Raw genomic sequence first — 25,141 nt, forward strand, 5'->3', positions numbered from 1 at the left:
CCCTTACGGGGCCGCGGGTTCCGTGCCGTCGCCGGTGTCGCCGTCCCGGGGGTTCTCGACGGTGCCGTCGGGCTTGGTGAGCGTCTCGTCGTCGGCGGGGAGCGTCTCCATGTCGTCGACGCGCCAGGATCCCTTCTCCAGGACCAGTTCCAGCAGGAGCTTCGTGCCCAGGACCTGGCGCACCCCGATGGTGCTGCGCACCTCGCTGTCGAGGGTGACGAGGGTCTTGGCGCGCCCGCCGTCGAGGTCGTTGAGGTAGACGTCGCGCACGGTGGCGGTGGCGTCCGCCTTGTACTTGGTGATGACGTCGGCCAGGCCGTCGAAGGCAGTCTGGTAGGAGTCGCCGAAATCCGCTGACGTCAGGTCGCGGATGCGCTTCTGCGTGGAGGCCAGGTCGGTGTGCCGGTAGGCGAGCAGCGCCCGCGCGAAGTCCGCGGACCGGGTGCGCACCCGCTGCTCGGTGCCGTCCTGGTCGGCCAGCCGGCCGGCCTCCCGCCACTGGATGCCGGCCGTCGCCAAGGCGGTGAGGAACACCAGCGCCAGCGCTGCCACGACCAGCCGCCTCGACACCCCCGCGGACAGCCGTGGCGCCCGCCGCGGCTTCGGCTTCGCGGCGGAACTCTTCGGCCCGGGCTTCTTCGGCGTCTTCTCGACCGCGGCCTCTTCGACCGCGGCCTCGGCCTCTTCGGCTGCGGGCTCCTCGAGAGCGCCCTCCGCGGAGGCGGTGTCCTCCGGGGCCTCTTCGGCCGGGAGCCCTTCCGTGGTCTTCGTGGTCATGATCTCCTCCTCGGACCGGACACGGAACGTACCCGGCGTACGGTGTGGGCTGCGGTGCCCAGCAGGACCAGGGCGGCGACCACCATCGGGAGCCGCGGCAGCCAGGTGTCGGTCAGGCTCTCTTCCTCCGGCGCGGCGACGGGACGGGGCGCGACGGTCCGGAAGACGTCCTGGGGATCGGTCCCCGCGGGACGCGCCGCCTCTTCGGGCTTCTGCTCCGGCCGCTCGGTCTTCTTCGGGGCACTGCTCCTGGCGGGTGCGTCGCGGCAGTGGTAGATCGGCGGCTCCTCGGGGTCGGGCCGCGGCTGCGAGTACTCCGGCGGGTTCGGCACCGGCCCGGCGACGCTGATGACGGCGGTGGCCCGGACGTAGGTACCGCCGTTCCCGGGCCTCTCCAGGACGTCCGCGACCATCTTGGGGAAGACGTCACGGAGGTTCTTCATGGCGTGCCGGACGGCCTCGCTGTTCGTGTCGTCGAACACCGAGGGGGCGGGGGTTCCCGCCGCGGTGAGCACGCACCGCAGGCCCGGACGCACCTCCTTGAGCAGCGCGTTCACCTGCTGCATGAGATTCGGCCCGTTGTCGAGCAGGCTGTCGATCTTCTTGCTGTCGCCGCTCAGCGTGGAGGTGAAGAGCGCGAGGTCGTTCATCCCGGAGGCGAGCTGCGTCCTCTTGTCCGAGAGGGTGCCGGCCAGGGCGGTCAACTGCACCGAGAGGGCGTCGAGCACGCCCGCCTGGTCGGCGATGGCGCCGGTGAGGTGGTCGAGGTCGGCGAGGGCGTCGTGCAGCTGCTGGCCGCGGCCGTCCAGCCCGACCGCCAGCTCGCGCGTGAGGGTCTTCAGGTCGGCTGGGTCGATCGAGCGCAGCATCCGCCCGGCGCTGTCGAACAGCTTCTGGTACTGGACAGTGGAGTCGGTGCGCTCCACCGGGATGACGTCGCCGTCCTTCAGCGCCGTCGCGATGGGGCCCGAAGAGGGCGGGGCGAGTTCCACATAGGGTTCGCCGACCGCGGACTTGCGCAGGACCTGTGCGGTCACGGTGTTCGGCACCTTCCTGCCCTGCTCCACGAGCAGGGTGACCGTCACCCGGCCGGGACGCAGCTCGACGGACTCGACACTGCCGATCGGCACGCCCAGGTAGTCGACCTCCAGGCCGGAGCGCAGGCCGGGGGAGGAGGCGAAGTCGGCCTTCACCTCGATGAAGTCCTCGCCGAACCGGATCGGCAGCAGCGTCAGCGCCGCCCAGGCGAACATGAGGACGGCGACCGCGGCGAAGACGGCGAGGTTCAGCAGGATGCGCGGCCTCAACGCGGCCCCCTCACTTCGGTGCCAGCAGGGTCTTGAGGCTCTCGTCGAGCCCGGGCTTCGGCTTCTTCTCGCCGGGCAGGAATCCGGCCAGCCAGGCGACGGCGAGGACCTGCCCCCCGTTCGAGATGCGCGGCGCCAGCATGAGCTTGTCCGTGATGTCCTTGAGGACGGTCTTCAGCTGGTCCTTGCCGCGGGTCATCGCGCGCAGGACGGCGTCCAGCCTCAGCAGCGTGGTCCGCAGCCGTGCGCCGTGCCGCTCCTTGATCACGCTGTTCGCCTCCTCGGCGAGGTCGGTGAGGCCGGTCAGCGTCTTCTTGAGTTCGGTCCGGTCCTTGTCGACCCGTTCGGTCATCTCCAGCAGGGAGCCGGGCAGCCGGTCCAGGGCGGGCGACGCCTTGGCCAGGGAGTCGCCCAGCCGCCCCAGGCCGTCGATCAGCGTGCGCAGGTCGCGGCCCGCGTCCGCGTAGCTCTCGGAGATGTCCGCGGCCCGCTTGATGATCTTCTGCAGGCGAGGCCCGGCGCCGTCGAGCCCGGTGGAGAGCTCGGAGACGATGTCCGTCAGGTTCTCCCCGCCGAGCGCGCCCAGCACCGGCCCGACCCGGTCGGTGATCCGCTCCAGGTCGGGCTGGACGGCGGTCTGCGTGATCAGGGATCCGCCGGCCATCGCGGGCGCGATCCGCGGCACGGAGCCGACGGGCGGGGTCAGCCGCACGTAGTTCTCGCCGAGCAGGCTGGTCTGGGCGATGGTCGCGCTCGTCCCCACCGGGATCCGCGTGCCGTCGACCAGCGAGAGCGTCACCCTGCTGCGGTAGCCCTGGAGCCGGATGTCGACGACCGAGCCGATCCGCACGTCGTACATCTGCACGCCGTGGCCGGCCACCAGGTTCTGCACGTCGTCGAAGACCGCGTACAGGGTGAGGTCGCCCTTGGGGGCGCCGAGGGTCTGCAGGGAGCAGCCCGTCAGCGAGGAGAGGGCCAGCAGCAGCGCCAGGACGCGTCTCATGGCCGCCCCTTCTTCTCGATCTTCGTGGGGCAGTTGCCGATCGGCGCGTCGAGGCAGGGCACCCGGCCCCAGCCCATGGCGGTGAAGATCGGCTGGAGCCAGATGCGCAGGGTCGGGCTGAGCTGGGCCCGGATGACGAAGACGTGCTGCTCCGGGTCCCAGGCGTCGGCGATCGCATCGGTCATCCCGGACATGCCGGTCATGGCCTGGCCGAGCGCGGCGCTGTTGGCCTTCATGGTCATCAGCAGGGACGAGGCCTGCGCGAGGGTGGGGGGCAGCGTCTCGCGGTAGGAGACGACGATCAGCTGCCCCCTGCGGATCAGGGCCTCGAGGCCGACGAGCAGGTTCTTCAGCTGCGTCCGCTCGTCGGCGAGCTGCCTGCCGGTGGCGCTGAACGCGTCGATGAGCGACCTCAGCTGGGTGTCGCGCCGGTTCAGCGAGGCGGCCAGGTCGCGCAGCCTGGTCGCCGCGGACACGATCTGCTCGTCCTGCGAGGCCAGGGTCTCGGCCAGCGCCGCGGTGTCGCCCAGCGCGTCGTTCATGCCCTCGCCGCGGCCGTCCAGGAGCCCGGCCCCGGTGTGCACGAGCCCGCGCAGTTTGTCGGGGTCGAGGGAGTCGGCCAGGGCGGTGAAGGAGCCGAGCGCCTCGTCGATCTCGACCGGCGGGTCGGTGCGCTCGACGGGGATCACCGAGCCGGACTCGGCCCGCTCCGCTCCAGGCTTCCACGCCGGGTACAGGATGACGCTCCGTTCGCCGATCGCGCTGTCCGCGGCGATCGTGGCGCGCGCGTCGGCGGGGACGGGGACGTGTCCGTCGACGCGCAGGTCGATCCGGACCCGCTGCCCGGCGATGTGGACGCCCTCCACCACGCCGACGTTCGCCCCCATGATCTTCACCCGTGACTTCTCGTACATCGACGGGGCCTTGGTGAAGTACACGGAGATCCGGTAGCCGTCGGATCCGCCGAGTCCACCGAGGACAGAGCATCCTCCGGCGGTGACGGCCAGCCCTGCGGCGAGCAGGGCGGCGGTGAGGATCCGCGGGGGTCTCATCGCTTCCTCCCGAACTGGGCGGCGAGCTTGGACAGGTCCTCGGGGGCGACCGGGCCGAGCTGCGTGATGGCGGCGTCGAGGAAGGGGCCGTAGGAGTTGGCGGTGGAGAAGCCGGACATGGCGGGGCCGAGCCAGGCCAGCAGGGTGTTGATGTCGTCGAGCTCCGGCTGGAGACCGCCGACGGTGCCGCCCATGTCCTCCATTAGGCTGATCAGCTTCTGCTGCTGGTGGTCGATGAGCTTGGAGAGCCGGGTGACCGCCCTGCTGCCGCTGCCCAGCAGGACCGACAGTTCGGCCTGCCGGTCGCGCAGCTGGTCGAGCAGCCCCTGGAGGCCGCGGGCGAGCCGGGCGAGCTGGGCGTCCTTGGCCCGGACCATGCCCAGGAGGCGGTCGCTGCTGGAGATGAGCTCGCGCAGCTGCGGGCTCGCCTTCTCCATGGCGTCGGCCAGCTGCGCCAGGTCGTGCAGCGCCCCGGCGAGGCGCTCGCGGGTCCGGGGGGAGGCTCCGCCGAGCTGGTCGACGACGTCGCCGATCAGCTTGGTGTCCAGCTGCGCGAACGTGCGGGTGCCGGTGGCGACCAGGTCGTTGGCGGTGACGGGCAGGCGGGTGCGCTCCAGGGGGACGCGGCGCTGCTCGTCGGGGAGGCCGGCCAGGTAGGGCCTGGTGATGGGGCCGCTGAGCCGCAGGTAGCGGCCGCCCAGGATGTTGGAGGTGCTGATCTCGGCACGGATCTGGCGGCCGAGGTCGACGTCCCGGTCCACCTTCCAGGTGACGAGGACGGTGCCGCGGGTGAAGTCCGGCTCGACCGCGGTGACCTCGCCGGCCTTGATCCCGGCGACCCTCACCTCGTTGCCCGAGTGCAGGCCGCCCGTCCCGGCGAACACGCCGGTCATCGTGTACCTGCTCTGGAGCAGGCCGGTGCTGCCGACGACGAACACGGCGACGAGCGCCAGGGTGAGGACCAGCAGCGAGGAGATGCCGAGCATCGCGGGGTCGCGGTCGCGGAAGGACTTGAGCGCCATCAGTTCCCCCCTACGACGAGTTCGTTCAGGGAACGGGAGGTCATGGGGCCTTCGGGGATCTCGGTGAGCCGCATGTCGTCGGGGCACGGGCTGGGCGTCAGGAAGATGCAGGGGGCGGCGCCGACGAGAAACCCTCCGCGCTTGGAGAGTTCGAACACGTGCTGGAACTTGGGCCAGGTGACGGGCAGCATCTCCTTGAGCAGCCCCAGGTTGCGCTGGGTACCGCCCATCACGAAGGACAGCCGCTCGATCATCTCGTCCAGTTCGTCGGCGTTGTCGCCTGCGACCTTGTCAGTGGTGCGCAGGGTCTCGGACAACTGGCTGATGGCGGTGTCCACGAGGGCGCGGTTCTCGCCGAACGCCTCGGTCAGCGTGGCCAGGTCGTCGGCGGCGCGGGCGATCTGCTGGTCGCGCCGGGCCAGGACGCGGGTGACGGTGGAGAAGTCGTCCAGCATGTTCCGCAGCGTCTGCTTGCGTCCGGCGATGGTCGACGACAGCCGGTCGACGTTGGCCAGCAGCCGCGAGGCGTCGTCCTCGGTGCCGTCCATGGCGGTGTAGATCGCCAGGAGGATGGTGTTGAGCTGCTCGGGCTTGAGCCCGTGGGCCAGCGGCTCGAGCCGGTTGATCAGGTCGCTGAGGTCGACGACCGACCGGGTGCGCGCCACCCGGTCGCCGTCGCGCAGCATGGCCGCCTCGGTGCCGGGCATCAGGTACACCACCCGCTGGCCGATGGCGTCGCGCCAGCGGATCGCCGCCTCGCTGTCCTTCGGCACCCGGTGCTTGACCGCGATCTTCAGTTCGACCTCGGCCTTGCCCTGGCGGATCCGGATCGCGCCGACCTGGCCGACCGGCGTTCCGGCGATCTTCACCTTGTCGCCCTCCATGAGCCCGCTGGCGTCGGTGAAGACCGCGGTGAGCCGGTAGGTGTCGCCGAACCCGACCCGCGCGATCTGGACGGTGATGAAGAAGGTGAGCAGCCCGGTGAGGAGGAGGAACGCGACGACCTGGACCACCGAGGATCCGCGCTGCCGGGTCCGGGCGTCCTTGAGACGTGCTCTCGGCATGTCAGCGGCCTCCCTCGGAGCCGGGGCAGATGCCGAGGATCAGCTTGCACGGATCGGTCGGCAGGAGGACCTGGGCTCCGATCAGGTGCCTGTCCCCCGGGCCCGGGGTCCAGCCCAGCGCCTTGTAGACGGGGATCATGTCGATGATCGCGCGGACGCTGTCCCCGGCGAGGGGGAGCAGCGAGGCGATGAAGGCCGAGGACCTCTCCATGGACCGGAACAGCTGCCTCAGGTCGTTCTCGTGCGCGCCCAGGCCGTGGGCGACCGCGGAGGTCATCTCCGTGATGCCCCGGGCGAAGCGCAGTCCGCGGTCCTGCCCCGAGACGAGGGCGTCCATCAGCGGGTCGGCGGAGGTGACGAGGGTGTTCAGGTCGTCGCCCACGCCGCGTATCTCGGCGATCCGGGCGAGGTCGGCCAGGAAGCCCTGGGCCCGCTCGCGCTGACGGTGCGCGACGTCCACCAGGGTTCCGGTGCTCTGCAGCATCCCGGCGAGGTCGGGGCCAGTGCCGTGCAGCCCCTGGCCGAGCGCGTCCATGATCACCACCATGTCCCGCGGATCGACGGCGGACACGATGGCGTCGGCGTCGCCGAGCATCGAGGTGAGGTCGAGGCTGTCGGAGGTGCGGGCGATCCGGGCGCCGTCGCGCAGGAACGGCCCGGCGGTCTCGTGGTCGCCGGGGACGAGGTCGATGAACTTGGGGCCGAACACGGACTCGGGCTCCAGGGAGGCCAGCGCGGTGTCGGGGATCCGGACGCCCTCGTCGATGCGCAGCGTCAGCCGTGCGCCGCCGTCGGGCGCCAGCCCGATCTCCTCGACCCGGCCGACCGAGACCCCGCGCAGCTTGACCGGTGAGGAGGTGGTGAGCCCCTGCCCTGCGCCGCCGAAGTCGGCGGTCAGCCGGGTTCCCTCGGCGGCGAACGGCTTGGTGGTCAGGAGGTAGAGGGCCAGGGCGAGGACCAGCGCGGTGGCCCAGGTGACCATGATGCGCCGGCCGCGGGAGGGATTCTGGTTCATCCGGCGAGCCTCACTGTTCCGCCCTGCCCCCAGAACACGTACGACAGCAGCAGGTTCAGCGTCACGATCGTGATGATCGACAGGCGGATCGCCTGGCCCGCGGCGCGGCCGACGCCGACCGGGCCGCCGCTGGCGTAGTAGCCGTAGTAGCAGTGGATCGTGATGACGGCGAAGGCGAAGACCCCCACCTTGATCGCGCTGTAGAACAGGTCGAGGGGCGGCAGGTACATGTAGAAGTAGTAGTCGTAGACGCCCGGCGCCAGGGTGAAGAAGGACGTGGAGATGAACCGGGTGGCGAAGAAGCTGGCGAACAGGGCGATGAGGTACAGCGGCACCAGCGCGATGAGCGCGGCGACGACGCGGGTGCACACGAGGTAGACGAACGAGTTGATGCCCATCACCTCGAGGGCGTCGATCTCCTCGGCGATGCGCATCGCGCCGAGCTCCGCGGTGAAGGAGGAGCCGCACTGGGCGGCCAGGGCGATCGCGGCGATGATCGGGGTGGTCTCGCGGACGTTCATGAACGCCCCGATCAGCCCCATGAACGACTCGGCGCCGATGACCTGGAGGCCGGTGTAGGCCTGCAGGCCGACCTCGGTGCCCAGGAACAGCGACATGATGAAGATGACGAAGATCATGCCGCCGCCGACGACGGTGGCGCCGACGCCGATGACGATGTCGCTGACCTGGAGGGCGACGGTCTTGGCGTACTTGAACCGGAACACGATGTCGCGGATCGAGTAGAAGACCACCTTGAGGAAGAACAGCGGCCATTCGGCGAGGTCGGCCGTGCGGTCCGCGGCCGTGGACGAGACCCGCAGGAGCCGCACCGCCGCGCTGCGGGGGGCGTCGACGATGATCATCAGACCTCCGGCGGGTAGGCGAGGTAGTAGATGGTGGTGATGATGTAGTTGAAGGCGAAGACGAGCATGAAGGCCACGACCGTCGCCTGGTTGACCGCGCGTCCCACCCCGACCGGGCTCAGCTCGCAGTTCATGCCCTTGTGGCAGGCGACCAGCGCGGCGATCAGCCCGAACAGCCAGGCCTTGAGCAGGGTGACGAACAGGTCGGACACCCGCAGCATGCCGAGGGCGCCGTCGAAGTAGGCGCCGGGGGTCACGCCCTGGAGCAGGACGTTGAAGACGAACCCGCCGACGGCCCCCGACATGATCACCAGCGAGGCGAGCATCATGGACACGATGCTCGCCGCCCACATGCGCGGGGTGACCAGGCGGTGGACGGGGTTGACCCCCATCACCTCCATGGCCGCCAGTTCGTCGCGGATGTTGCGCGCGCCCATGTCGGCGGTCATCGCCGAGCCGCCGGCCCCGGCGATGATGAGGGCCGCCGCCATCGGGGCGACCTCGCGGACGAGGCCGACGATGACGGCGCCGCCGGTGGCCGACTGGGCGCCGAGCTGGCCGGCCAGGTCGCCGACCTGGAGGGCGACGGTGGCGCCCAGCGGCAGCGCCACCAGGATCACCGGGAGGGTGGTCACCCGCGCCAGGAAGGCGAACTGGTCGATGAACTCCCAGAACCAGTTCTTCACGTCCCACGTGCGGCGAAGTCCCTCCAGGCCGACGGAGAACAGCTCTCCGGTGGAGACCAGGCCGCGGTGGGCGCGGTTCAGGGGCGGGCGGTCGAGGAGGGAGCGGTGGGGGGACAGCGAGGGAGAGGCCATGCCGGCTCTTTCTCCAGGGGGTGGGAAAATGCCCTGCCGAGACTCTGCGTGTACCATTCTGCTGAGCAGCTGCACAGCAATGCTGAGCACATGCTTAGCACGGCTCGAATCTTGTGGTCAAGGTCACAAGCGGGGCGGCATCGGAGTGCCGGTCGGCGCCGGGCGGCGCGACCGGACCGAGTTCCTGGAGGTCATGACATGACATCGCCGCGCCGGATCGGTGCGTTGGACGCGAAGAACCGCACCGTTCTGATCGACGCGGCCGAACGGCTCCTGCTGGAGGAGGGCCACACCGCGGTGAGCTCGCGGCGGGTCGCCGCGAGGGCCGGCCTCAAGCCGCAACTGGTGCACTACTACTTCCGGAGCATGGACGATCTGCTCCTGGAGGTCTTCCGGCGCCGTGCGGAGGAGGGGCTGGAGTACCAGGCGCTGGCGCTGGCGTCGGAACAGCCGCTGTGGGCGCTGTGGAAGTTCAGCACCGACACGGCGGGAACCTCGCTGACGATGGAGTTCACCGGCCTCGCCAACCGGAGCGAGGTGATCCGCGCGGAGATCGCCCACTACTCGGAGAGGTTTCGCGTCGCGCAGATCGAGGCGCTGCCCGCGATCCTGGAGCGCTACGGGATCCCTCCCGAGGAGCTTCCGCCCGTGGTGCTGACGGTCCTCCTCTCCAGTCTCTCCCGCATGATCATGCTGGAGGACGCGCTCGGTTTCACCACCGGCCACGCCGAGACGCTGGAGCTCGTCGAACAGCAGATCCGCAAGCTCGAGGGCGAGCCGAGGTTCGCGGACGCGACGCCGTAGGGGCTCGTCCGCTCACCGGACTTTCAAGAATGAGAATAGTGTTCTTCGCCGGATAGATTCAAGTTCTATCCGGCGAATCTTTCTCCGCTCACAATCCGTAGCGCCCCAGGACGTCGCGCTTGCCCGGGATGAGGAACTTGCGGGTCATGCGGGCGGTGGTGAGCCAGGCGATGGCGTCGCCGTTCTTGGTGCTGGCGAGCATCTTGTCGACGAGGTACGGGGCGACGTCGTCGACGTGGTCGCACAGGATGTTGAGGATCTTGCGCTGCTTCGCCACCTGCTCGGGGGCGGCGGCGGCCTCGCGGAGCCATCCTTCGGTGATGAGCACGCCGGGGCTGACCTGGCCGACGCGTACGCCCGTGCCCGCGACCTCCTTGACCAGCGCCTTGGTGAAGGAGTCGAGGCCGCGCTTGGTGGCGGAGTAGACGCCCATGCCGGGGCGGGTGCGGCCGTCGCTGCCGCCGCCGAGGACGTTGAAGACCTGGCCTCCGCCGCCGGCGAGCATGCCGCGGACGGCGGTCTGGGAACCGTGGATGGTGCCGAGCATGTTCGTCTCGACCATCGTGCGGACGTCGTCGGGCGAGGTCTCGATGATGGGCCGCGTGGTGTTGGCGACGCCGGCGTTGTTGATCCACAGGTCGAGGCCGCCGAGCGCCTCCGCCGCGGCGTTCCACAGCCCCTCGACCTGCGCGGCGTCGGTGACGTCCACCGGGAGGCCGTGGACGGCGGCGTCTCCGGCCGCCTCCGGGCGCAGCTTCTCGACGGCCTCGTCCACCGCCTCCCGGGTGCGTCCCGAGACGACGACGGAGTGCCCGCGCCGGAGCAGCTCGCGCGCGAGCGCGAAGCCGATCCCCTTGGTGCTGCCGGTGATGACTGCCTTGCGCATGGCCGCTCCTGGGAGGTCAGAGGTCGGCGTCGATCGTACGCCGCGCCCCTTCGTTTTGGATACACCGTTTACCCAGTGGTAACAGATTCGCCGGTCAGGAGCCCCGGATCGGGGCCGCGAAGAGCCGATATCGCGATACCAGATAAAGAGAAGTTCAATTTCAGATCGGAGAACGCTACTCTCTTCTTAGTTCGACGAGTCCGACGAAGGAGATCCCCATGCCCTCGCGTGAGCTGGCCTATCCGCTGTTCGACGCGGACAACCACCTGTACGAGACCGAGGAGGCGCTGACCAAGTACCTCCCGGAGAAGTACAAGGGCGCGATCAAGTACGTGAAGGTCGACGGCCGTACGAAGATCGCCGTCCGCGGCCACATCAGCGAGTACATCCCCAACCCCACCTTCGAGGTCGTCGCCCGGCCCGGTGCGATGGAGGAGTACTTCCGCGTGGGCAACCCCGAGGGCAAGGACCGCCGGGCGATCTTCGGCGAGCCGATGCGCTCGATCCCCGCCTTCCGCGAGCCCGGGCCCCGCCTCGAGCTGATGGACGAGCTGGGCATCCAGCGGACACTGATGTTCCCCACCCTCGCCAGCCTCATCGAGGAGCGGATGCGGGACGACCCGGACATGATCCACGCGGTCATCCACGCCCTCAACCAGTGGCTGCTGGAGACCTGGTCCTTCAACTACCAGGACCGCATCTTCACCACCCCGGTCATCAGCCTCCCCGTCGTCGAGAAGGCGATCGAGGAACTCGACTGGGTGGTGGAGAACGGCGCACGGGCCATCCTGGTGCGTCCCGCCCCGGTCCCCGGCTACCGGGGCTCCCGCTCCTTCGGGCTGCCGGAGTTCGACCCGTTCTGGCAGCGGGTCGTCGACCACGGCGTCCTGGTCGCGCTGCACTCCTCCGACAGCGGCTACAACCGCTACGTCAGCGACTGGATGGGCGTCGACCAGGAGATGCTGCCGTTCCAGCCCAGCACCTTCAAGATGGTGTTCGAGTGGAGGCCGATCCAGGACACCGTCGCCGCCCTGGTCTGCCACGGCGCGCTCTCCCGCTTCCCCGACCTGAAGATCGCCGTGATCGAGAACGGCTCGGTCTGGGTGGAGCCGCTGCTCAGGCAGCTCTCCTCCATCTACAAGAAGATGCCGCACGAGTTCACCGAGGACCCGGTCGCCGCGGTCAAGCGCTCCGTCCACGTCAGCCCGTTCTGGGAGGACGACATGGCCGAGCTGGCCGAGGTCATCGGCCCGGAGCGGGTCCTGTTCGGCTCCGACTACCCCCACCCCGAGGGCCTGGCCGACCCGATCACCTACGTGGACGAGCTCAAGGGCCTCAGCGAGGAGCACAAGGCCCTGATCATGGGCGGCAACCTGGCCAGACTGATCGGCGTGTGAAGGAGAAGCGATGATCTTCGAATTCGATGACGACCAGAGGTTGTGGCAGACGACCGTCCGTGAGGCGGTCGCCAAGGAGTGCCCGCCGTCGCTGGTCCGGGGGATCGTCGACGAGGGAGTCGACCCCGGACCGCTCTGGGCGGCCTACACCCGCCACGGCTGGACCGAGCTGACCGAGCCCGCGGAGGCGGTGGAACTGGCGATCGTGCTGGAGGAACTGGGCCGGGCCGTCGACCCGACCCCGTACCTGGCGACGATGACGCAGTTCGTGCCGTTCTTCCCCGCGACCGTCGGCCGCGGAGAGTCCGGCACCGCCGTCTTCGACGGCGTCACCGCCCGCCGGGACGAAGGCGGGTGGCTGCTGAACGGCACCGCCCGCCACGTCCTGGACGGGGACCGCGCGGACTGGTTCGCGGTCGTCACCGGGGAAGGGGCCTTCGCCGTGCCCGCGTCCCTGGCCACCGCGGTCGGCACGCCGGTCTTCGATCCGCTCCTTCACATCGCGGAGGTCTCGTTCACGGACGTCCGGGTCACCGAAGGGGACCTGAGCGCGGCCGATCCGGGCAGGGCCCGCCACCTCGCGCTCACCGGCCTGGCACTGACGATGGTCGGAGCCTGCCAGCGCATCCTCGACCTGACGTTGGAGCACGCTCGCACCCGTCAGCAGTTCGGCGCGCCGATCGGGTCGTTCCAGGCGGTCAAGCACAAGCTCGCCGACATGCACGTGGCGGTCGAACGCGCACGCGCCCTGGCCTACTACGCGGCGCTGACGATCGCCGCCGACGACCCGCTCCGCGGACTGGCGGCCTCGATGGCCAAGGCCGCGGCGGGCGAGTGCCAGTCGCTGGTGTTCCGCCACGGCTTCCAGCTGTTCGGCGGCATGGGCTACACGTGGGAGAACGACCTTCAGTTCGCGCTCAAACGGGCCAAGGCGGGTGAGCTGCTGCTCGGCGGCGCCGCCGAGCACCGGGCGCTGATCGCAGAGGAGCACCTGTGCGGCTGACCTTCGACCCCGAGGTGGAGGAGTTCCGCGCCGAGTTCGCGGCCTTCCTCGCCGAGCACGCGCCCGAGGAGGCCGAGGCCGCCGAACGGCCGCGCTCCAGCTCGCACATCCCCGAATGGGCGCGCCGCTGGCAGCGGCTGATGTTCGACGAGGGCTGGCTGCTGCCCGGCAACCCGCCGGAGTTCGGCGGCCGCGACGCGACGCTCCTCCAGCAGTACGTGCACCTGGAGGAGATGGCCGCCCGGAAGATGTACCACAGCTTCAACCCCCAGGGACTGGGCATCATCGCGGCCTCGCTGCTGTCCTTCGGCACCGAGGAGCAGAAGCGCCGCTGGGTCGTCCCGATCCTGCGCGCGGAGATCACCGCGTCACTCGGGATGAGCGAGCCCGGCGCGGGCTCCGACCTGGCGTCCCTGCGCACCCGCGCGGTGCTGGAGGGCGACCACTTCACGGTGAACGGGCAGAAGGTCTGGACGTCCGGCGCGCACGACGCCGACGTCCTGCTCACCTTCGTCCGCACCGACCCGGACGCCCCCAAGCACAAGGGCATCAGCGTGCTGCTGATCCCGACGGACACCCCGGGGCTGACCCGCCGCCCGTTCGGCTCGATCGCGGGCCGCGACGACCTGGACTTCAACGAGGTCTTCTTCGAGGACGTCCGGGTCCCCAAGGAGAACCTCGTCGGCGGGCTGAACGACGGGTGGCGGGTGGCCAACGGCTCCCTCGGCCACGAGCGCAACATGTTGTGGCTGCACTTCGCCACCCGGCTGGAGGAGCAGGTCCGCGACTTCCGCCCGGCGACGGAGCTCGACCGCGACTGGTACGCCACGCTCGTCATGGACGCCCAGGCCCTGCGGCTGATGGGTTCGGCGGCCCTGGCCCGCGCGGCCCGCGGCGAGCAGGACGTCGCCGCGCTGTCCGTCCTCAAGCTGTTCGGCTCCGAAGCGGCGCAGAAGGCGGCGGAGCGGACGCTGGAGGCACAAGGTGCCGAGGGCTTGTACCCCACGCCCACGGGTCCCTACGCCCACCTGAATCTGGACGTGTTCATCACGGGCTGGTTCGAACGCTATGCGCGGAGCTTCGGCGGCACCATCGCCGGCGGTACCTCCGAGATCCAGCGCACGGTCATCGCCGAGCGGGTGCTCGGTCTGCCCCGAGGCTGAGGAGCCCGACGTGTACATCGACTACGAGGTCGCCGACAAGATCGCGACCATCACCCTCAACCGTCCCGAAGCAGCCAACGCCCAGAACAAGGAGCTCCTCGAGGAACTCGACGCCGCCTGGAGCAGGGCGGCGGCGGACGAGGAGGTCGCGGTGATCCTTCTGCGGGCGGAGGGAAAGCACTTCTCCGCGGGCCACGACCTGAGAGGGGGCGGTCCGGCTCCGGAGAAGATCACTCTGGAGTGGATCTACCAGGAGGAGACTCGGCGCTACCTGGACTTCTCCCTGCGCTGGCGCAACGTGCCCAAGCCGTCGATCGCGGCCGTGCAGGGCCGCTGCATCGCCGGCGGCCTGCTGCTGTGCTGGCCGTGCGACCTCATCGTCGCCTCGGAGGACGCCCTGTTCTCGGATCCGGTCGTCACGATGGGCATCGGCGGCGTCGAGTACCACGGCCACACTTGGGAGCTGGGCCCGCGTAAGGCCAAGGAGATCTTGTTCACCGGCCGTCCTCTGACGGCCGAGGAGGCCGAGAAGGTCGGCATGGTCAACCGCGTCGTGGCCCGCGCCGACCTGGACACCGCGTCTCGTGAGCTCGCCGCGCAGATCGCGGAGATGCCTCCCTTCGGGTTGCGTCAGGCCAAGCGTGCGGTCAACCAGACCCAGGACGTGCAGGGTTTCTATGCCGCGATCCAGTCGGTGTTCGACATCCACCAGACCGGCCACGGCAACGCCCTCAGCGTCAGCGGCTACCCGATTCTGGTGAAGCTCGACGAGATGAAGGCCAAGCTGAAATAAGCGACACGCACAGACCTGGATCGTCGAGCGGTTCCGCCGGGGCGAGGGCCCCGGCGGTCCCGGGCTTCTTTTCCGTCTCGTGCATGTGATCGGGGCGGAGGCCGCGGAGTTCTTTAAGGTGCGGGACGTAGCGTCCTTGACGTGGGAGACACGGGAATCAGGGCCTCCCCTCCGGTACGGCAGGGGGCCGTCGCCGCGGGGGCGGTGTCGCTGGCGGCCATGACGGCCGCGCAGGTCGCGTCGGGGGTGCGTCCCGGGTCGGTTCTTCTCGTCGCCGTGGTCGTGCTGCTGCTGGCCGGGTGCGCGGTCGCCTTCACCGCGGCGGTCACCTCCTGGCGGGCGGCCGCCGTCGCGTTCTGCGTGGCGGCGTGCATCGGGCTGGCGGCGGAGTGGGTGGGGACGCGGACGGGGTTCCCGTTCGGCGGCTACCGCTACACGGACGTGCTGTGGCCGCAGCTCGGCGGCGTCCCGGTGGTCGTCGCGCTGGCGTGGGCCGGGATGGGGCTGGCCGCGTACGCGGTCGCGCCGGGCGAGGGACTGGCGCGGATCGGGACGGGAGCGGTCGCGCTGACGGCCTGGGACCTGTTCCTCGACCCGCAGATGCTCCGGCTGGGTGCGTGGACGTGGGCCGAGCCCGGGGCATACCGGGGCGTGCCGCTGAGCAACTTCGCCGGCTGGCTGCTGGTGTCGGCGGTGCTGATGGCGGTGATCCACGTCGTCGTCGGCCGGAACGCCTCGGGCGCCGCAGGGCTGGTCGGCCTGTACACGGTCATGGCGGTGATGGAGACGGTCGGGTTCGCGGCGGTGTTCGAGCCGCGCGATCCGTTCGTGGCCGTCGTGGGAGGAGCGGCCATGGGGGGTTTCGCGGTGTCGGCGTGGAGACGCCGGACGGATCGGAACGGAGTCGGGTGTGGCTGAGGTCGTCGTGGTCGGCGGGGGTGTGGGCGGCATGGTCGCGGCACTGCTCCTGGCCCGGGAAGGACACGCCGTCCGCCTGTACGAGCGGCTGCCGCGGCTGGGAGGCAAGCTTGCCGAACACCGGCGTGACGGTTTCACCTTCTCCTTGGGCCCCTCGCTGCTGACGCTCCCGGAGGTCTTCACCGAACTCGGGATCACCCGGAACCTCGTGGAACCCGCCGTGCTGTGCGACTACCGCTTCGCCGACGGCTCCCGGCTGTCCGCGCCCAGAGATCCGGCGCGGATGGCCGCCGAGGTGGACAGGCTCGCGCCGGGGGAGGGGCCGCGCTGGCGCGCCTTCCACGCGTGGGCGCGCGGCTGCATGGACGCCTCCCGCCGCACGTTCTTCTCCGGCCCGCTGTTCGGAAGGCCGACACGAGGAACGGGGATCTCGGACGTGCTGGCGGTGGCCCCCGGACAGACGCTCGCCGGGCTGGCACGCAAGTACTTCCGCGACCCCAGACTGCAGCAGTACGTCGGCCGCTACGCCACCTACGCCGGGTCGAACCCCTACCGGGCGCCCGCCGCGCTGGGCTGCGTCCCGGCGATCGAACACGACCAGGGCGGCTGGTACGTCCCCGGAGGGCTGCCGCGCCTGGCCGACGACCTGGCGGTGCTGCTGAAGGACGCCGGAGTGGAGGTCTTCCTCTCCGCCCGGGTCGAGGCGATCGTCGCCGACGGAGAGAAGGTCCAGGGCGTGCGCCTCGCGGACGGCGAGACGGTGCGCGCGGACGCCGTCGTCGCCAACACCGACGCGACGGTCCTGTACGCGCGGCTCCTGCCCAACCGAAGAAGGCTGCGCCGCATCGCGGGACTCGGCCCGTCGTCCTCGGCGTTCCTGATGCTGGCCGGAGTGGAGGGCCGGACAGAGGGGCTGGCGCACCACACGGTCGTCTTCTCCGGCGGCTACCGGGCGGAGTTCGACGACATCTTCGAGCGCCGCCGCCCGTCCCTGGACCCGACCGTCTACATCGGCTGCTCCGCGGTGGACGATCCCTCGCAGGCGCCCGACGGCATGGAGAACTGGACGATGCTGGTCAACGTGCCCGCGCACGACCCGTCGCGCTGGCCGCTGATGCCCGAGGCCTACCGCGACCTGGTGCTGGAGCGGCTGGCGGCCCGGGGCCACGACCTGTCGGGAAGGCTGCGGTTCGTCGACCTCTTCACCCCCGCCGACCTGCGCGAACGCTACGGCGGATGGAACGGGGCGATCTACGGCACCGCCTACGACGGGGTGCTGGCGCCGCTGCGCCGCCCCGGCAACCGCGGGCCCCGGCGCGGGCTGTACCTGGTGGGCGGCTCGGTCCACCCCGGCGGCGGCCTGCCGCTGGTGGCGATGGGCGGACGTATCGTCGCGTCCCTCGTCGGCGAGGACTTCCCGGTGACGGGGGGAGCCCGATGAGGTTCTCGCGGCTGGTCACGGCCGCTCAGGCGGGAGCGGCGGCGGTGGTCTGGACGCGCCTCGCCCAGGGACGGGACCGGCTGCCCGCCCTGGTGCCCGCCGCACGGCCGGTGAAGCCCGTCTCGGTGGTGGTCCCCGCCCGGGACGAGGAGGCGCGCCTGGGCCCCTGCCTGCGCGCGGTGCTCGCCGACCCCGCGGTCGGCGAGGTGATCGTCGTCGACGACGAGTCCCGGGACGGCACCGCGCGGCTGGCCGCCGGACTCGGCGCGCGGGTGGTGCGGGGGGCTCCGCTGCCGCCGGGCTGGGTGGGAAAGCAGTGGGCCCTGCACCAGGGCGCGGAGGCGGCGGCGCACGAGGTGGTGGTCGCCCTCGACGCCGACGCGCGGCCACGGGCCGGCCTGGTCTCCGCGCTGGTCGCGGCCCTCGACGAGTACGACCTGGTGACGGCCGCGCCCCGGTTCGTCTGCGACGGCGCCGCGGAGCAGGCTCTGCACGCGGCGTTCCTGGCCACCCTCGTCTACCGGTTCGGCCCGGTGGGCCCGCGGGTCCCGCCTCCGCCGCACCGCGTTCTCGCCAACGGCCAGTGCGTCGCCTTCCACAGGGACCGGATGGCCGCGGCGGGCGGCTTCGAACGCGTCCGCAAGCACATGACGGACGACGTCGCGCTCGCCCGCACCCTGGCCGCCGACGGGTGGAAGGTCGGCTTCCTCGACGCGGGCGGCCTGCTGGAAGTGGACATGCACGCGTCGGCGGGCGAGGTCTGGCGCGAGTGGGGCCGTTCCCTCCCGCTCAGGGACGTGACCGGCGCGGGCCCGCTCGCCGCCGACCTGGCGGTGGTCTGGCTGACGTGCGCCCTGCCCGCGGCGCGCCTGGCGCTCGGCCGCCCCACCCGGCTCGATCTGGTGCTGCTGGGGACCCGGCTGCTGCTGACGGGGGCGCTGCGCGGCAGCTACACCCGTCCCGGTACGGGCATGTGGCTGTCGCCGCTGCTCGACCCGGCCGCGGCCGTCCGCCTGACGTGGACGGCGCTGCGCCCGGTCCGCACCTGGCGCGGACGCGTCTACCCCGCCTCCGGGGAGGGCGCGGCGCGGGTCAGCGGCGGCGAGATGCCAGCGCGGCCTGCCCGAACCGGAGCCCGATGAGGCACATCAGCAGCCCGGTGAGGACCACCTGCCTCGCCGGGGTGAACAGCAGTTGCAGGACGGGCGCGCCGAAGACCGCGACTCTGGCGCCGACCGCGAACGAGCGGGTGGCCGCCGTCGTCGCGGCCAGCACCGCCAGGCCCAGCAGAAAGGCGGGCGGGCAGATCACCGCGAAGCCTCCGACGAAGGTGAGGATCGACCTCCCTCCCCGGAACCCGGCGAAGACCGGCCACGCGTGCCCCACCATGGCGGCGCCCACCGCCGCGTACACCAGCACGACGTCGGGCACCGTCCACAGGACGGACCGCATGCCGGTGCCGGGCGCGCAGGCCGAGCCGAGCAGCCCGAGCAGTCCCGCGCACACGCCCTTCAGCAGGTCGCCGACGAACACCGGGGCCGAATACCGGGGGCCGAGCTGCTCCTTCATGTTCCAGAAGCCGGGGTTGCGGTCGCCCACCAGCCGCGGGTCGAACCCGTGGGCCCGGGCGACCAGCACCGCCACCGGCACCGAGCCGAGAAGGTAACCGCCGATGACCACCGCGAACAGGAGAACCATCGCCTCGTTCCACCTCGTCAGGTATGCCGGTACCGGAGCCATGCGGCACATGGGCTTCGACCGGCCGGTGCTGCGCCGGACCGGAGGTCTGCTGTTCTGGAGGCTACTGGGCACGGGCCGTGGCGCGTCGATGACACTCGGTGCGGATCTGAGGCGCTGGGCGATGCTCGCGGTATGGCGTGAAGAACGGCACCTGGACGACTTCCTGCGGCGCTCGCCCGTCGCGGACCGCTGGCGGAACGAGGCGTCCGAGCACTGGCAGGTCCGGCTGGCTCCGCTGGCCTCACGTGGCCGGTGGGGCGGGACGGACCCGTTCGGGACGGGACGGCCGACGGCGGCGGAGCCCTTCTCCGGCCCGGTCGCGGTACTCACCCGCGCCTCCATCCGCCCCGCCAGGCTGCTCGCCTTCTACCGCTCCGTCGCACCGGTCCAGGATGCGCTGCTGCGGCAGAAGGGCTGCCTGGCCTCGGTCGGGGTGGGGGAGTGGCCGCTGGCCCGGCAGGCGACCTTCTCCCTGTGGCGGGACGCCGCCTCGGTGCGGGAGTTCGCCTACGGGGGCCTGGCGCACCGCCGGGTGATCGAGCGCGTGCGCTCGGAGAGCTGGTACTCCGAGGAGCTCTTCGCCCGGTTCTCCCCCTACGGCAGCGAGGGCACCTGGGACGGGACGGACCCGCTCGGCTGAGCCCTTCGCCCGGTGCTCCGGGCTCCCTCCCGTCAGGCCCATCCGGGGATCTCCGTCCCCAGGCGGCGGTCGGTCCTGGCCGCGGACGAAGCCGCCGCCAGATGGCGGGCGAAGACGGCGAGCCTGCGGTGGTGCGGGACCGCGGCGCGGCGGGAGAGGACCTCGAAGCCCGACCGCTCGATCTCGTCCAGGATGCCGCCGTACAGTTCGTGGGCCGCCCGTATGCAGGGGCGGGAGGAGGGGACGAGCAGCTCGACGCCGGGCAGCGCCGCCCGGTAGTGCTCACGGGCTCGTTCGGCCTCGAAGGCGAGGAGCTCGCGCAGCCGCGGCGAGACCAGCGGCCTGCCGAGATCGGCCTCCTCCACTCCGAACCGGGCCAGGTCGTCCAGCGGCAGGTACACCCGGCCCCTGGCCAGGTCCTCCTTCACGTCGCGCAGGAAGTTGGTGAGCTGGAAGGCCAGGCCGAGCTGGCGGGCGGGCTCGCGGGCCTCCTTCTCCCGGCCGGGCATGGGCTCCAGCACCGGGAGCATCATGGTGCCGATCACCGCCGCGGAGCCCTCCATGTAGTCCAGCAGGTCGTCGTAGGAGGAGTACCGGGCGATCGCCAGGTCCGCGCGCATCGACCGGAGGAAGGCGTCGATGTCGCCGTGGTCGATCCTGAAGGACCGGACGGTGTGGATGAACGCGGGCAGGACGTGGTCGTCGGACGGCTCGCCGGCCAGGCCCGTCGCGAGCCGGGAGGTCAGGCGGTCCAGCGCCGCGGCGCGGTCGTCCGCGCCGTCGAGGGCGTCCACGATCTCGTCGGCGTACCTGGCGAAGCCGTAGATGGCGTGCACGTGCCGCCGCTTCCAGGCCGGCAGCAGCCTCGTGGCGAGGTAGTAGGAGCGGCCGAACCGGGCGTGCAGCCTCCGGCAGGTCTCGTAGCTGGCGGTCAGGGTCATCTTCGGTCCTCCAGGATGCGGTGCGCCGCGAGGCGCCCCGAGATCAGCACGGGCGGGACTCCGACGCCGGGGGCGGTGTGCATGCCCGCGAAGTGCAGGCCCGGCACGCGCCGGGCGGCTCCCGCGGGGCGGAACCAGGCGGTCTGGGTGAAGCGGTGGTCCAGCGCGAAGGGGGTGCCCGCCGAGTGGCCCTCCCGCGCCCAGGAGTCCGGGTCCAGCACCAGGCGGGGCGCTTCGTCCAGGCCTTCGTATCCGAGCCGGGCGAGCCGGGAGAGCAGGCGTTCCCGCAGCCGGCCGGCGAGGCCGGGATCCCAGCTGCCCTTCAGGTTGGGAACCGGTTCCAGGACGCTCAGCGTGGAGTGCCCGTCCGGGGCGGCTCCGGCGTCCGAGAAGGGGTGGGTGACCAGCAGGCTCGGGTCGGGCTGCGGAAGGCCCTGCCGGAGCGCGGTGAACGTCGAGTCCCACTCCGTGCCGAAGTGCAGGGTGTGGTGGGCCTGCCCGGGGAGCCTCCGGTCCAGGCCGAAGTGCATCACCAGGCACGAGGGGGAGAAGCGGGGATCGCGCAGCCGCCAGTCCCGGGCCGCCTTCGGGAGCAGCCCGGATGCGTGCGCGTGCGGCAGGTCGCAGGCGACCACGACGTGCCGTGCGGCGAGCCGTTCCCCGGTTTCCAGCCGCACTCCGGTGACGCTGGAGCCGTCGGCCTCGACCTCGGCCGCGCGCACCCCGTACCGGAGGGAGGCGCCCTTCTTCTCCGCCAGCGCCGCCAGTGCCTTCGGGATGGCGTGCATGCCGCCCTTCTCGGGGAAGAAGACTCCGCCGACGGTGTCCATGTGCGCGATCACGGCGTAGATGCCGAGGGCCTGCCCGGGAGGCAGGCCGACGTACAGCGCCTGGAAGGTATGCGCCCTGATCAGCCGGTCGTCGGTGAGGTGGGAGCCGACCAGCCGGTCCAGCCGCCGGAACCCGCCGAGCGCGGCCAGCCGCAGCAGGGCGTACGGGCGTGCGAGGTCGCGCAGCGAGGTCATGTCCCGGTCGATGAAGGACGACCACTCCACCTCGAACATCTCGCTCAGCAGGGAGCGGAACCGCAGGTAGCGGGCGGCCTCGGCCGGACCGCACAGCGCGCGGACCTGCTCGGCCATCGCGTCGGCTCCGGACAGGACGTCCAGGTGGGAGCCGTCATGGTAGGAGAGCCGGTAGTAGGGGTCGAGGCGGCGCAGCGGCAGCCAGGAGTCCATGTCCTCTCCGGCGGCGCCGAAGACGTCGGCGAGCACGCCGGGCATGGTGAGCACCGAAGGGCCGGTGTCGAACCGGTACGGGCCCTCGGTCGCCGTGCCGCAGCAGCCGCCCGGCTCGTCCCGCGCCTCGACCACCGTCACGTCGCGCCCCGCCGCCGCCAGGCGCACGGCGGCCGCCAGCCCGCCGAGCCCGGCCCCGATCACGACGACCCCCATCACGCGCTCCTGTCCGTAGCAAGGAAGGCCAGCTCCGCCAGCGCGGCCGCCGCGTCGGCGGGGACGCCGGCGTCGTCGAGCGCGGCGGACGCGCGCCGTGCCAGCCCGGCGATGCGGTCCTCGACGGCGCTCAGCGCGCCGCAGGCGACGATGAGTTCGCGTGCCGTCGCGAGGCCGGCCTCGTCGTGCACGCCGTCCAGCAGCGCGGCGCCGTACGAGCCCGTCCTCCGCCGGGTCTCGACGACCAGATACGTCTGCTTGCCCTGGCGGAGGTCGGCCCCGGCGGGCTTTCCGGTCAGCGCGGGGTCGCCGAACACACCGAGCACGTCGTCCCTGAGCTGGAACGCCTCTCCGAGGGGCAGCGCGTACGCGCTCAGCACGGCGCGCAGCGCGGGATCGCCCCCGGCGATCGCGTGCCCCAGGTGCAGCGGCCGTTCGACGGTGTACTTGCCGGACTTGTAGACCGAGACGAGAGCGGTCTCCCGCAGGGTGCTCGTGCCGCGGGCGGCGCACGTGAGGTCCAGGAGCTGGCCGCCGATGACCTCGGACCTCAGCCGGTTGAACACCTCCAGCGACTCCGCGAGCCGGGGGCCGGTGCCCAGCAGCGCCGCGTCCGCCCAGGTGAAGGCGAGCATCCCGAGCAGGGTCGCCGCGGACTCGCCGAACCGCGCTGAATCGCCCTGCCACCGCGCGTCCCCGTGCCGGTCGGCCAGCGCCAGGTGCGCGGTGCGCCGGCCGCGGCGCAGATCCGCCTCGTCCATCACGTCGTCGAGGAGCAGGGCGCAGGCGTGCAGCAGTTCGACCGCGCACCCGGCCGCGAGCACCGCGGCCTCTCCGGCGGGGTCGCCGGGGAGGCCCCCCGACGCCCGGTACCCCCAGTGCACGAGGCGGGACCGCAGCCGCTTTCCGCCGCCGCACACGAGCCCCGTCAGGTGGCGGGCCAGCATCTCGTGCTCCTCCGGGCCGAGGAAGGGCATCCGCCGGAGCTCCCGCTCGACCAGTTCGCCGAGCCGCAGCTCGACCAGTGCGAGGACCCCCTCGTCGGTCGGGGCCGCCACCGCCATGGAACCTCCTCGCCTCCCGCTCCGGTGGAGCGCCCACCCCGGCTGTTCCGGAGAGTGAAGATCTCCTTGCTTAGAGTTACCTGTCGTGGAGTGATCAAACAGGGACCGCCCGCTTCGGGGTCGGTCTTGACGTCGTGGTCGCGCCATGAAAACGTGACTCGCACAACAGAGAATGTTATTCTCGCCACGGGGATCGAGGCGCGTGGGCTTGCGGCGGGGGCGGTATCCCGTGTCGCCGCGGCGCCCGATGCGCTTGTTCTCGTGAACGTCCCGATGTGTTGTTGGGAAGGTGTGATGTCTCTTTATCCGCACATAACCGAATGCGATTCGGTTATGTGCCGCCACCGCTGACCTGGTCCGACTCCCGGAGGTCCGAGGGCGTGGCCGGTGGCACGATGTTCATCCCGGATGCTGCGTTTCCTGCGCAAAAGTGTGAATTATCCGCTATAACCGACGAAGCCTTTATGATCTACAAGGAGCCGACAAGCAGTGAGCGACCTCGAGACGAAGAACTTCTTCCAAGACCAGGACCTGGTCGCGGACCCCTACCCGTACTACAAGGCACTGCGTGACAAGTGCCCCGTAGCGCACGAGCCCCACCACAACGTGGTGATGCTGAGCGGGTACGACGAGGTGTCCGAGGTGGCCCAGGACGCCGAGAAGTGGTCGTCCTGCACCTCGGTGATCGGACCCTTCGCGAGCTTCCCCGTGCCGCTCGAGGGCGACGACATCACCGCCTTGATCGAGGAGTACCGGGACCAGCTCCCGATGAACGACCAGCTCCCCACGTTCGACCCGCCGATGCACACCAAGCACCGTGCGCTGCTCATGAAGCTGATCACCCCCAAGCGCCTCAAGGAGAACAGCGACCGCCTGGTCGAGTTCGCCGACGCCGTCCTGGACGACTTCCTCGCCGGCGGCGAGGGCGAGACGCTCAGCGAGCTGGCCGTCCCCTTCTCCCTTTACGTCATCGCCGACCTCCTGGGCGTGCCCGAGGAGGACCGGGACTCGTTCGCCGCGGTGCTGCAGGGCAAGTCGGTCGAGGAGACCACCCTGGGCAGCACCGAGGGCGAGCTGGCGCACTCCCCGATGGAGTTCCTGTACAAGAGCTTCGTCAAGTACATCGAGGAGCGCCGCACCGAGCCGCGCGAGGACGTGCTCACGGCCATGGCCCAGGCGACGTTCCCCGACGGCTCCCTCCCCGAGGTCATGGACGTCGTGCGCGTGGCCGCCAACCTGTACTCGGCCGGCCAGGAGACCACCGTCCGGCTCATCAGCTCGGCCGTCCAGATCCTCGCCGACAACCCCGACATCCAGAAGCGGCTCCGCGAGGAGCCCGCGCTCATCGGGAACTTCATCGAGGAGACGCTGCGCACGGAGAGCCCGATCAAGGGCGACTTCCGGCTGTCGAAGGTGCCGGTCACCGTGGGCGGGGTCGACCTGCCCGCCGGCACCACGGTCATGCTGATGAACGGCGCCGCCAACCGCGACCCCGCCCACTTCGAGGACCCCGACACCTTCGACCTCGAGCGCAAGAACGCCCGCCACCACATCGCGTTCGGCCGCGGCATCCACACCTGCCCCGGCGCGCCCCTCGCCCGGGCCGAGGCGAAGGTCTGCATCGAGCGGCTCCTCGCCCGCACCGCCGACATCCGGGTCTCCGAGAAGGTCCACGGTCCCGCGGACGCCCGCGACTACCAGTACCTGCCGACCTTCATCCTCCGCGGCCTGATGAGCCTCAACCTGGAGTTCACCCTCGCGGAGGGCGAGTCCTGATGAAAGTCACGATCGACGACGACAACTGCCGCGGCCACGGCGCTTGCTGCGCGATCAGCCCCGACGTGTTCGACATCAACGACGACGGCTACGCCGAGGTCCTGCTGGACGTGATCCCCGCCGAGCTCGAGGAGTCCGTCCGCAAGGCCGCGGCCAACTGCCCCGAGCGCGCCATCACGGTGGGCTGACGGCTCCGGAGC

25 protein-coding genes are annotated in these 25,141 nt (G+C 71.1%); 11 read left to right on the plus strand and 14 right to left on the minus strand.

All coding sequences use genetic code 11. From position 1 onward, the window contains the following. Positions 1 to 3: 3 nt before the first annotated feature. The 9 genes from ABD327_RS28525 to ABD327_RS28565 are packed head-to-tail and all read right to left on the minus strand — an operon-like array spanning position 4 to position 8,921. Positions 4 to 777 carry a hypothetical protein gene (locus ABD327_RS28525; RefSeq protein WP_344454756.1) on the minus strand — a complete coding sequence of 258 codons (774 nt, stop codon included), beginning with the start codon at positions 775 to 777 and terminating at the stop codon, positions 4 to 6. Then, entirely contained in the window at positions 774 to 2,084 is a 1,311-nt protein-coding gene (locus ABD327_RS28530) for an MCE family protein (RefSeq protein WP_344454758.1), read from the minus strand. The genes ABD327_RS28525 and ABD327_RS28530 overlap by 4 nt, the downstream gene beginning before the upstream one ends. 10 nt (positions 2,085 to 2,094) lie before the next feature. Next, a complete protein-coding gene (locus ABD327_RS28535) occupies positions 2,095 to 3,087 on the minus strand; it encodes an MCE family protein (RefSeq protein ID WP_344454759.1) in 993 nt (330 codons plus the stop codon). Further along, on the minus strand, positions 3,084 to 4,139 hold the full coding sequence (locus tag ABD327_RS28540; RefSeq protein ID WP_344454761.1) for an MCE family protein: 1,056 nt from the start codon (positions 4,137 to 4,139) through the stop codon (positions 3,084 to 3,086). The genes ABD327_RS28535 and ABD327_RS28540 overlap by 4 nt, the downstream gene beginning before the upstream one ends. Continuing rightward, positions 4,136 to 5,161 (minus strand): MCE family protein, encoded by a 1,026-nt coding sequence (locus tag ABD327_RS28545; protein ID WP_344454763.1) that lies wholly within the window; start codon positions 5,159 to 5,161, stop codon positions 4,136 to 4,138. Before ABD327_RS28545 ends, ABD327_RS28540 begins: the two co-directional genes overlap by 4 nt. Continuing rightward, the gene (locus tag ABD327_RS28550) at positions 5,161 to 6,225 is read right to left on the minus strand and encodes an MCE family protein (RefSeq protein WP_344454765.1); all 1,065 of its coding nucleotides are present in this window, start codon (positions 6,223 to 6,225) and stop codon (positions 5,161 to 5,163) included. Before ABD327_RS28550 ends, ABD327_RS28545 begins: the two co-directional genes overlap by 1 nt. 1 nt (position 6,226) lies before the next feature. Then, positions 6,227 to 7,240: an MlaD family protein gene (locus ABD327_RS28555; protein WP_344454767.1), complete on the minus strand. Its 1,014-nt coding sequence runs from the start codon at positions 7,238 to 7,240 to the stop codon at positions 6,227 to 6,229. Then, positions 7,237 to 8,103, minus strand: coding sequence for an ABC transporter permease (locus ABD327_RS28560; protein WP_344454769.1), 867 nt, complete (start codon positions 8,101 to 8,103; stop codon positions 7,237 to 7,239). The genes ABD327_RS28555 and ABD327_RS28560 overlap by 4 nt, the downstream gene beginning before the upstream one ends. Beyond that, positions 8,103 to 8,921 (minus strand): MlaE family ABC transporter permease, encoded by an 819-nt coding sequence (locus ABD327_RS28565; RefSeq protein WP_344454771.1) that lies wholly within the window; start codon positions 8,919 to 8,921, stop codon positions 8,103 to 8,105. Before ABD327_RS28565 ends, ABD327_RS28560 begins: the two co-directional genes overlap by 1 nt. A 198-nt stretch (positions 8,922 to 9,119) precedes the next feature. On the opposite strand from ABD327_RS28565, the gene ABD327_RS28570 reads away from it, so the two are divergent. Then, positions 9,120 to 9,725, plus strand: coding sequence for a TetR/AcrR family transcriptional regulator (locus ABD327_RS28570; RefSeq protein ID WP_344454773.1), 606 nt, complete (start codon positions 9,120 to 9,122; stop codon positions 9,723 to 9,725). An 88-nt stretch (positions 9,726 to 9,813) separates the two neighbouring features. Here ABD327_RS28570 and ABD327_RS28575 read toward each other — a convergent pair whose 3' ends face one another. Continuing rightward, the gene (locus ABD327_RS28575) at positions 9,814 to 10,611 is read right to left on the minus strand and encodes an SDR family oxidoreductase (RefSeq protein ID WP_344454775.1); all 798 of its coding nucleotides are present in this window, start codon (positions 10,609 to 10,611) and stop codon (positions 9,814 to 9,816) included. A gap of 218 nt (positions 10,612 to 10,829) precedes the next feature. On the opposite strand from ABD327_RS28575, the gene ABD327_RS28580 reads away from it, so the two are divergent. The 7 genes from ABD327_RS28580 to ABD327_RS28610 all read left to right on the plus strand — a co-directional run bounded on the left by ABD327_RS28580 (position 10,830) and on the right by ABD327_RS28610 (position 18,468). Further along, the gene (locus ABD327_RS28580; RefSeq protein WP_344454778.1) at positions 10,830 to 12,008 is read left to right on the plus strand and encodes an amidohydrolase family protein; all 1,179 of its coding nucleotides are present in this window, start codon (positions 10,830 to 10,832) and stop codon (positions 12,006 to 12,008) included. A gap of 10 nt (positions 12,009 to 12,018) precedes the next feature. After that, positions 12,019 to 13,011, plus strand: coding sequence for an acyl-CoA dehydrogenase family protein (locus ABD327_RS28585; RefSeq protein ID WP_344454781.1), 993 nt, complete (start codon positions 12,019 to 12,021; stop codon positions 13,009 to 13,011). Further along, complete coding sequence (locus ABD327_RS28590) at positions 13,002 to 14,174, plus strand: acyl-CoA dehydrogenase family protein (RefSeq protein ID WP_344454783.1); 1,173 nt, start codon at positions 13,002 to 13,004, stop codon at positions 14,172 to 14,174. The genes ABD327_RS28585 and ABD327_RS28590 overlap by 10 nt, the downstream gene beginning before the upstream one ends. A gap of 10 nt (positions 14,175 to 14,184) precedes the next feature. Continuing rightward, positions 14,185 to 14,967, plus strand: coding sequence for an enoyl-CoA hydratase (locus ABD327_RS28595; RefSeq protein WP_344454785.1), 783 nt, complete (start codon positions 14,185 to 14,187; stop codon positions 14,965 to 14,967). A gap of 141 nt (positions 14,968 to 15,108) precedes the next feature. Next, entirely contained in the window at positions 15,109 to 15,885 is a 777-nt protein-coding gene (locus ABD327_RS28600; protein WP_344454787.1) for a carotenoid biosynthesis protein, read from the plus strand. Then, positions 15,878 to 17,326: a phytoene desaturase family protein gene (locus tag ABD327_RS28605; protein WP_344454789.1), complete on the plus strand. Its 1,449-nt coding sequence runs from the start codon at positions 15,878 to 15,880 to the stop codon at positions 17,324 to 17,326. The genes ABD327_RS28600 and ABD327_RS28605 overlap by 8 nt, the downstream gene beginning before the upstream one ends. Then, entirely contained in the window at positions 17,323 to 18,468 is a 1,146-nt protein-coding gene (locus tag ABD327_RS28610; protein WP_344454791.1) for a glycosyltransferase family 2 protein, read from the plus strand. The genes ABD327_RS28605 and ABD327_RS28610 overlap by 4 nt, the downstream gene beginning before the upstream one ends. Here the strand turns inward: ABD327_RS28610 and ABD327_RS28615 are convergent. After that, positions 18,419 to 19,024 (minus strand): glycerol-3-phosphate acyltransferase, encoded by a 606-nt coding sequence (locus tag ABD327_RS28615; RefSeq protein WP_344454793.1) that lies wholly within the window; start codon positions 19,022 to 19,024, stop codon positions 18,419 to 18,421. The genes ABD327_RS28610 and ABD327_RS28615 overlap by 50 nt on opposite strands. Here ABD327_RS28615 and ABD327_RS28620 point away from each other — a divergent pair. Next, entirely contained in the window at positions 18,999 to 19,706 is a 708-nt protein-coding gene (locus ABD327_RS28620) for a spheroidene monooxygenase (RefSeq protein WP_344454796.1), read from the plus strand. The genes ABD327_RS28615 and ABD327_RS28620 overlap by 26 nt on opposite strands. Before the next feature lie 32 nt (positions 19,707 to 19,738). Here the strand turns inward: ABD327_RS28620 and ABD327_RS28625 are convergent, their stop codons facing one another. The 3 genes from ABD327_RS28625 to ABD327_RS28635 are packed head-to-tail and all read right to left on the minus strand — an operon-like array spanning position 19,739 to position 23,165. Then, positions 19,739 to 20,647, minus strand: a complete 909-nt coding sequence (locus ABD327_RS28625; RefSeq protein ID WP_344454798.1) for a phytoene/squalene synthase family protein — start codon at positions 20,645 to 20,647, stop codon at positions 19,739 to 19,741. Then, the gene (locus tag ABD327_RS28630; protein WP_344454800.1) at positions 20,644 to 22,101 is read right to left on the minus strand and encodes a phytoene desaturase family protein; all 1,458 of its coding nucleotides are present in this window, start codon (positions 22,099 to 22,101) and stop codon (positions 20,644 to 20,646) included. Before ABD327_RS28630 ends, ABD327_RS28625 begins: the two co-directional genes overlap by 4 nt. After that, positions 22,101 to 23,165, minus strand: a complete 1,065-nt coding sequence (locus ABD327_RS28635; RefSeq protein WP_344454802.1) for a polyprenyl synthetase family protein — start codon at positions 23,163 to 23,165, stop codon at positions 22,101 to 22,103. The genes ABD327_RS28630 and ABD327_RS28635 overlap by 1 nt, the downstream gene beginning before the upstream one ends. A gap of 489 nt (positions 23,166 to 23,654) precedes the next feature. Between ABD327_RS28635 and ABD327_RS28640 the strand changes: the two genes are divergently transcribed. Together ABD327_RS28640 and ABD327_RS28645 are read left to right on the plus strand one after the other, a co-directional pair. Next, a complete protein-coding gene (locus ABD327_RS28640; RefSeq protein ID WP_344454804.1) occupies positions 23,655 to 24,941 on the plus strand; it encodes a cytochrome P450 in 1,287 nt (428 codons plus the stop codon). Beyond that, positions 24,941 to 25,129, plus strand: coding sequence for a ferredoxin (locus tag ABD327_RS28645; protein ID WP_344454806.1), 189 nt, complete (start codon positions 24,941 to 24,943; stop codon positions 25,127 to 25,129). The genes ABD327_RS28640 and ABD327_RS28645 overlap by 1 nt, the downstream gene beginning before the upstream one ends. Positions 25,130 to 25,141: the final 12 nt, after the last annotated feature.

This window comes from Actinocorallia aurantiaca (assembly GCF_039533685.1).
Lineage (GTDB): Bacteria > Actinomycetota > Actinomycetes > Streptosporangiales > Streptosporangiaceae > Actinocorallia > Actinocorallia aurantiaca.

Bases quoted from the DNA above. Each gene is read 5' to 3' on its own strand.
- ABD327_RS28540 (WP_344454761.1), bottom strand. From the start codon at position 4,139: ATGAGACCCCCGCGGATCCTCACCGCCGCCCTGCTCGCCGCAGGGCTG.
- ABD327_RS28555 (WP_344454767.1), bottom strand. From the start codon at position 7,240: ATGAACCAGAATCCCTCCCGCGGCCGGCGCATCATGGTCACCTGGGCC.
- ABD327_RS28575 (WP_344454775.1), bottom strand. From the start codon at position 10,611: ATGCGCAAGGCAGTCATCACCGGCAGCACCAAGGGGATCGGCTTCGCG.
- ABD327_RS28580 (WP_344454778.1), top strand. From the start codon at position 10,830: ATGCCCTCGCGTGAGCTGGCCTATCCGCTGTTCGACGCGGACAACCAC.
- ABD327_RS28535 (WP_344454759.1), bottom strand. From the start codon at position 3,087: ATGAGACGCGTCCTGGCGCTGCTGCTGGCCCTCTCCTCGCTGACGGGC.
- ABD327_RS28525 (WP_344454756.1), bottom strand. From the start codon at position 777: ATGACCACGAAGACCACGGAAGGGCTCCCGGCCGAAGAGGCCCCGGAG.
- ABD327_RS28645 (WP_344454806.1), top strand. From the start codon at position 24,941: ATGAAAGTCACGATCGACGACGACAACTGCCGCGGCCACGGCGCTTGC.
- ABD327_RS28615 (WP_344454793.1), bottom strand. From the start codon at position 19,024: ATGGTTCTCCTGTTCGCGGTGGTCATCGGCGGTTACCTTCTCGGCTCG.
- ABD327_RS28565 (WP_344454771.1), bottom strand. From the start codon at position 8,921: ATGGCCTCTCCCTCGCTGTCCCCCCACCGCTCCCTCCTCGACCGCCCG.
- ABD327_RS28610 (WP_344454791.1), top strand. From the start codon at position 17,323: ATGAGGTTCTCGCGGCTGGTCACGGCCGCTCAGGCGGGAGCGGCGGCG.
- ABD327_RS28635 (WP_344454802.1), bottom strand. From the start codon at position 23,165: ATGGCGGTGGCGGCCCCGACCGACGAGGGGGTCCTCGCACTGGTCGAG.
- ABD327_RS28570 (WP_344454773.1), top strand. From the start codon at position 9,120: ATGACATCGCCGCGCCGGATCGGTGCGTTGGACGCGAAGAACCGCACC.
- ABD327_RS28620 (WP_344454796.1), top strand. From the start codon at position 18,999: ATGACCACCGCGAACAGGAGAACCATCGCCTCGTTCCACCTCGTCAGG.
- ABD327_RS28630 (WP_344454800.1), bottom strand. From the start codon at position 22,101: ATGGGGGTCGTCGTGATCGGGGCCGGGCTCGGCGGGCTGGCGGCCGCC.
- ABD327_RS28560 (WP_344454769.1), bottom strand. From the start codon at position 8,103: ATGATCATCGTCGACGCCCCCCGCAGCGCGGCGGTGCGGCTCCTGCGG.
- ABD327_RS28625 (WP_344454798.1), bottom strand. From the start codon at position 20,647: ATGACCCTGACCGCCAGCTACGAGACCTGCCGGAGGCTGCACGCCCGG.
- ABD327_RS28585 (WP_344454781.1), top strand. From the start codon at position 12,019: ATGATCTTCGAATTCGATGACGACCAGAGGTTGTGGCAGACGACCGTC.
- ABD327_RS28550 (WP_344454765.1), bottom strand. From the start codon at position 6,225: ATGCCGAGAGCACGTCTCAAGGACGCCCGGACCCGGCAGCGCGGATCC.
- ABD327_RS28545 (WP_344454763.1), bottom strand. From the start codon at position 5,161: ATGGCGCTCAAGTCCTTCCGCGACCGCGACCCCGCGATGCTCGGCATC.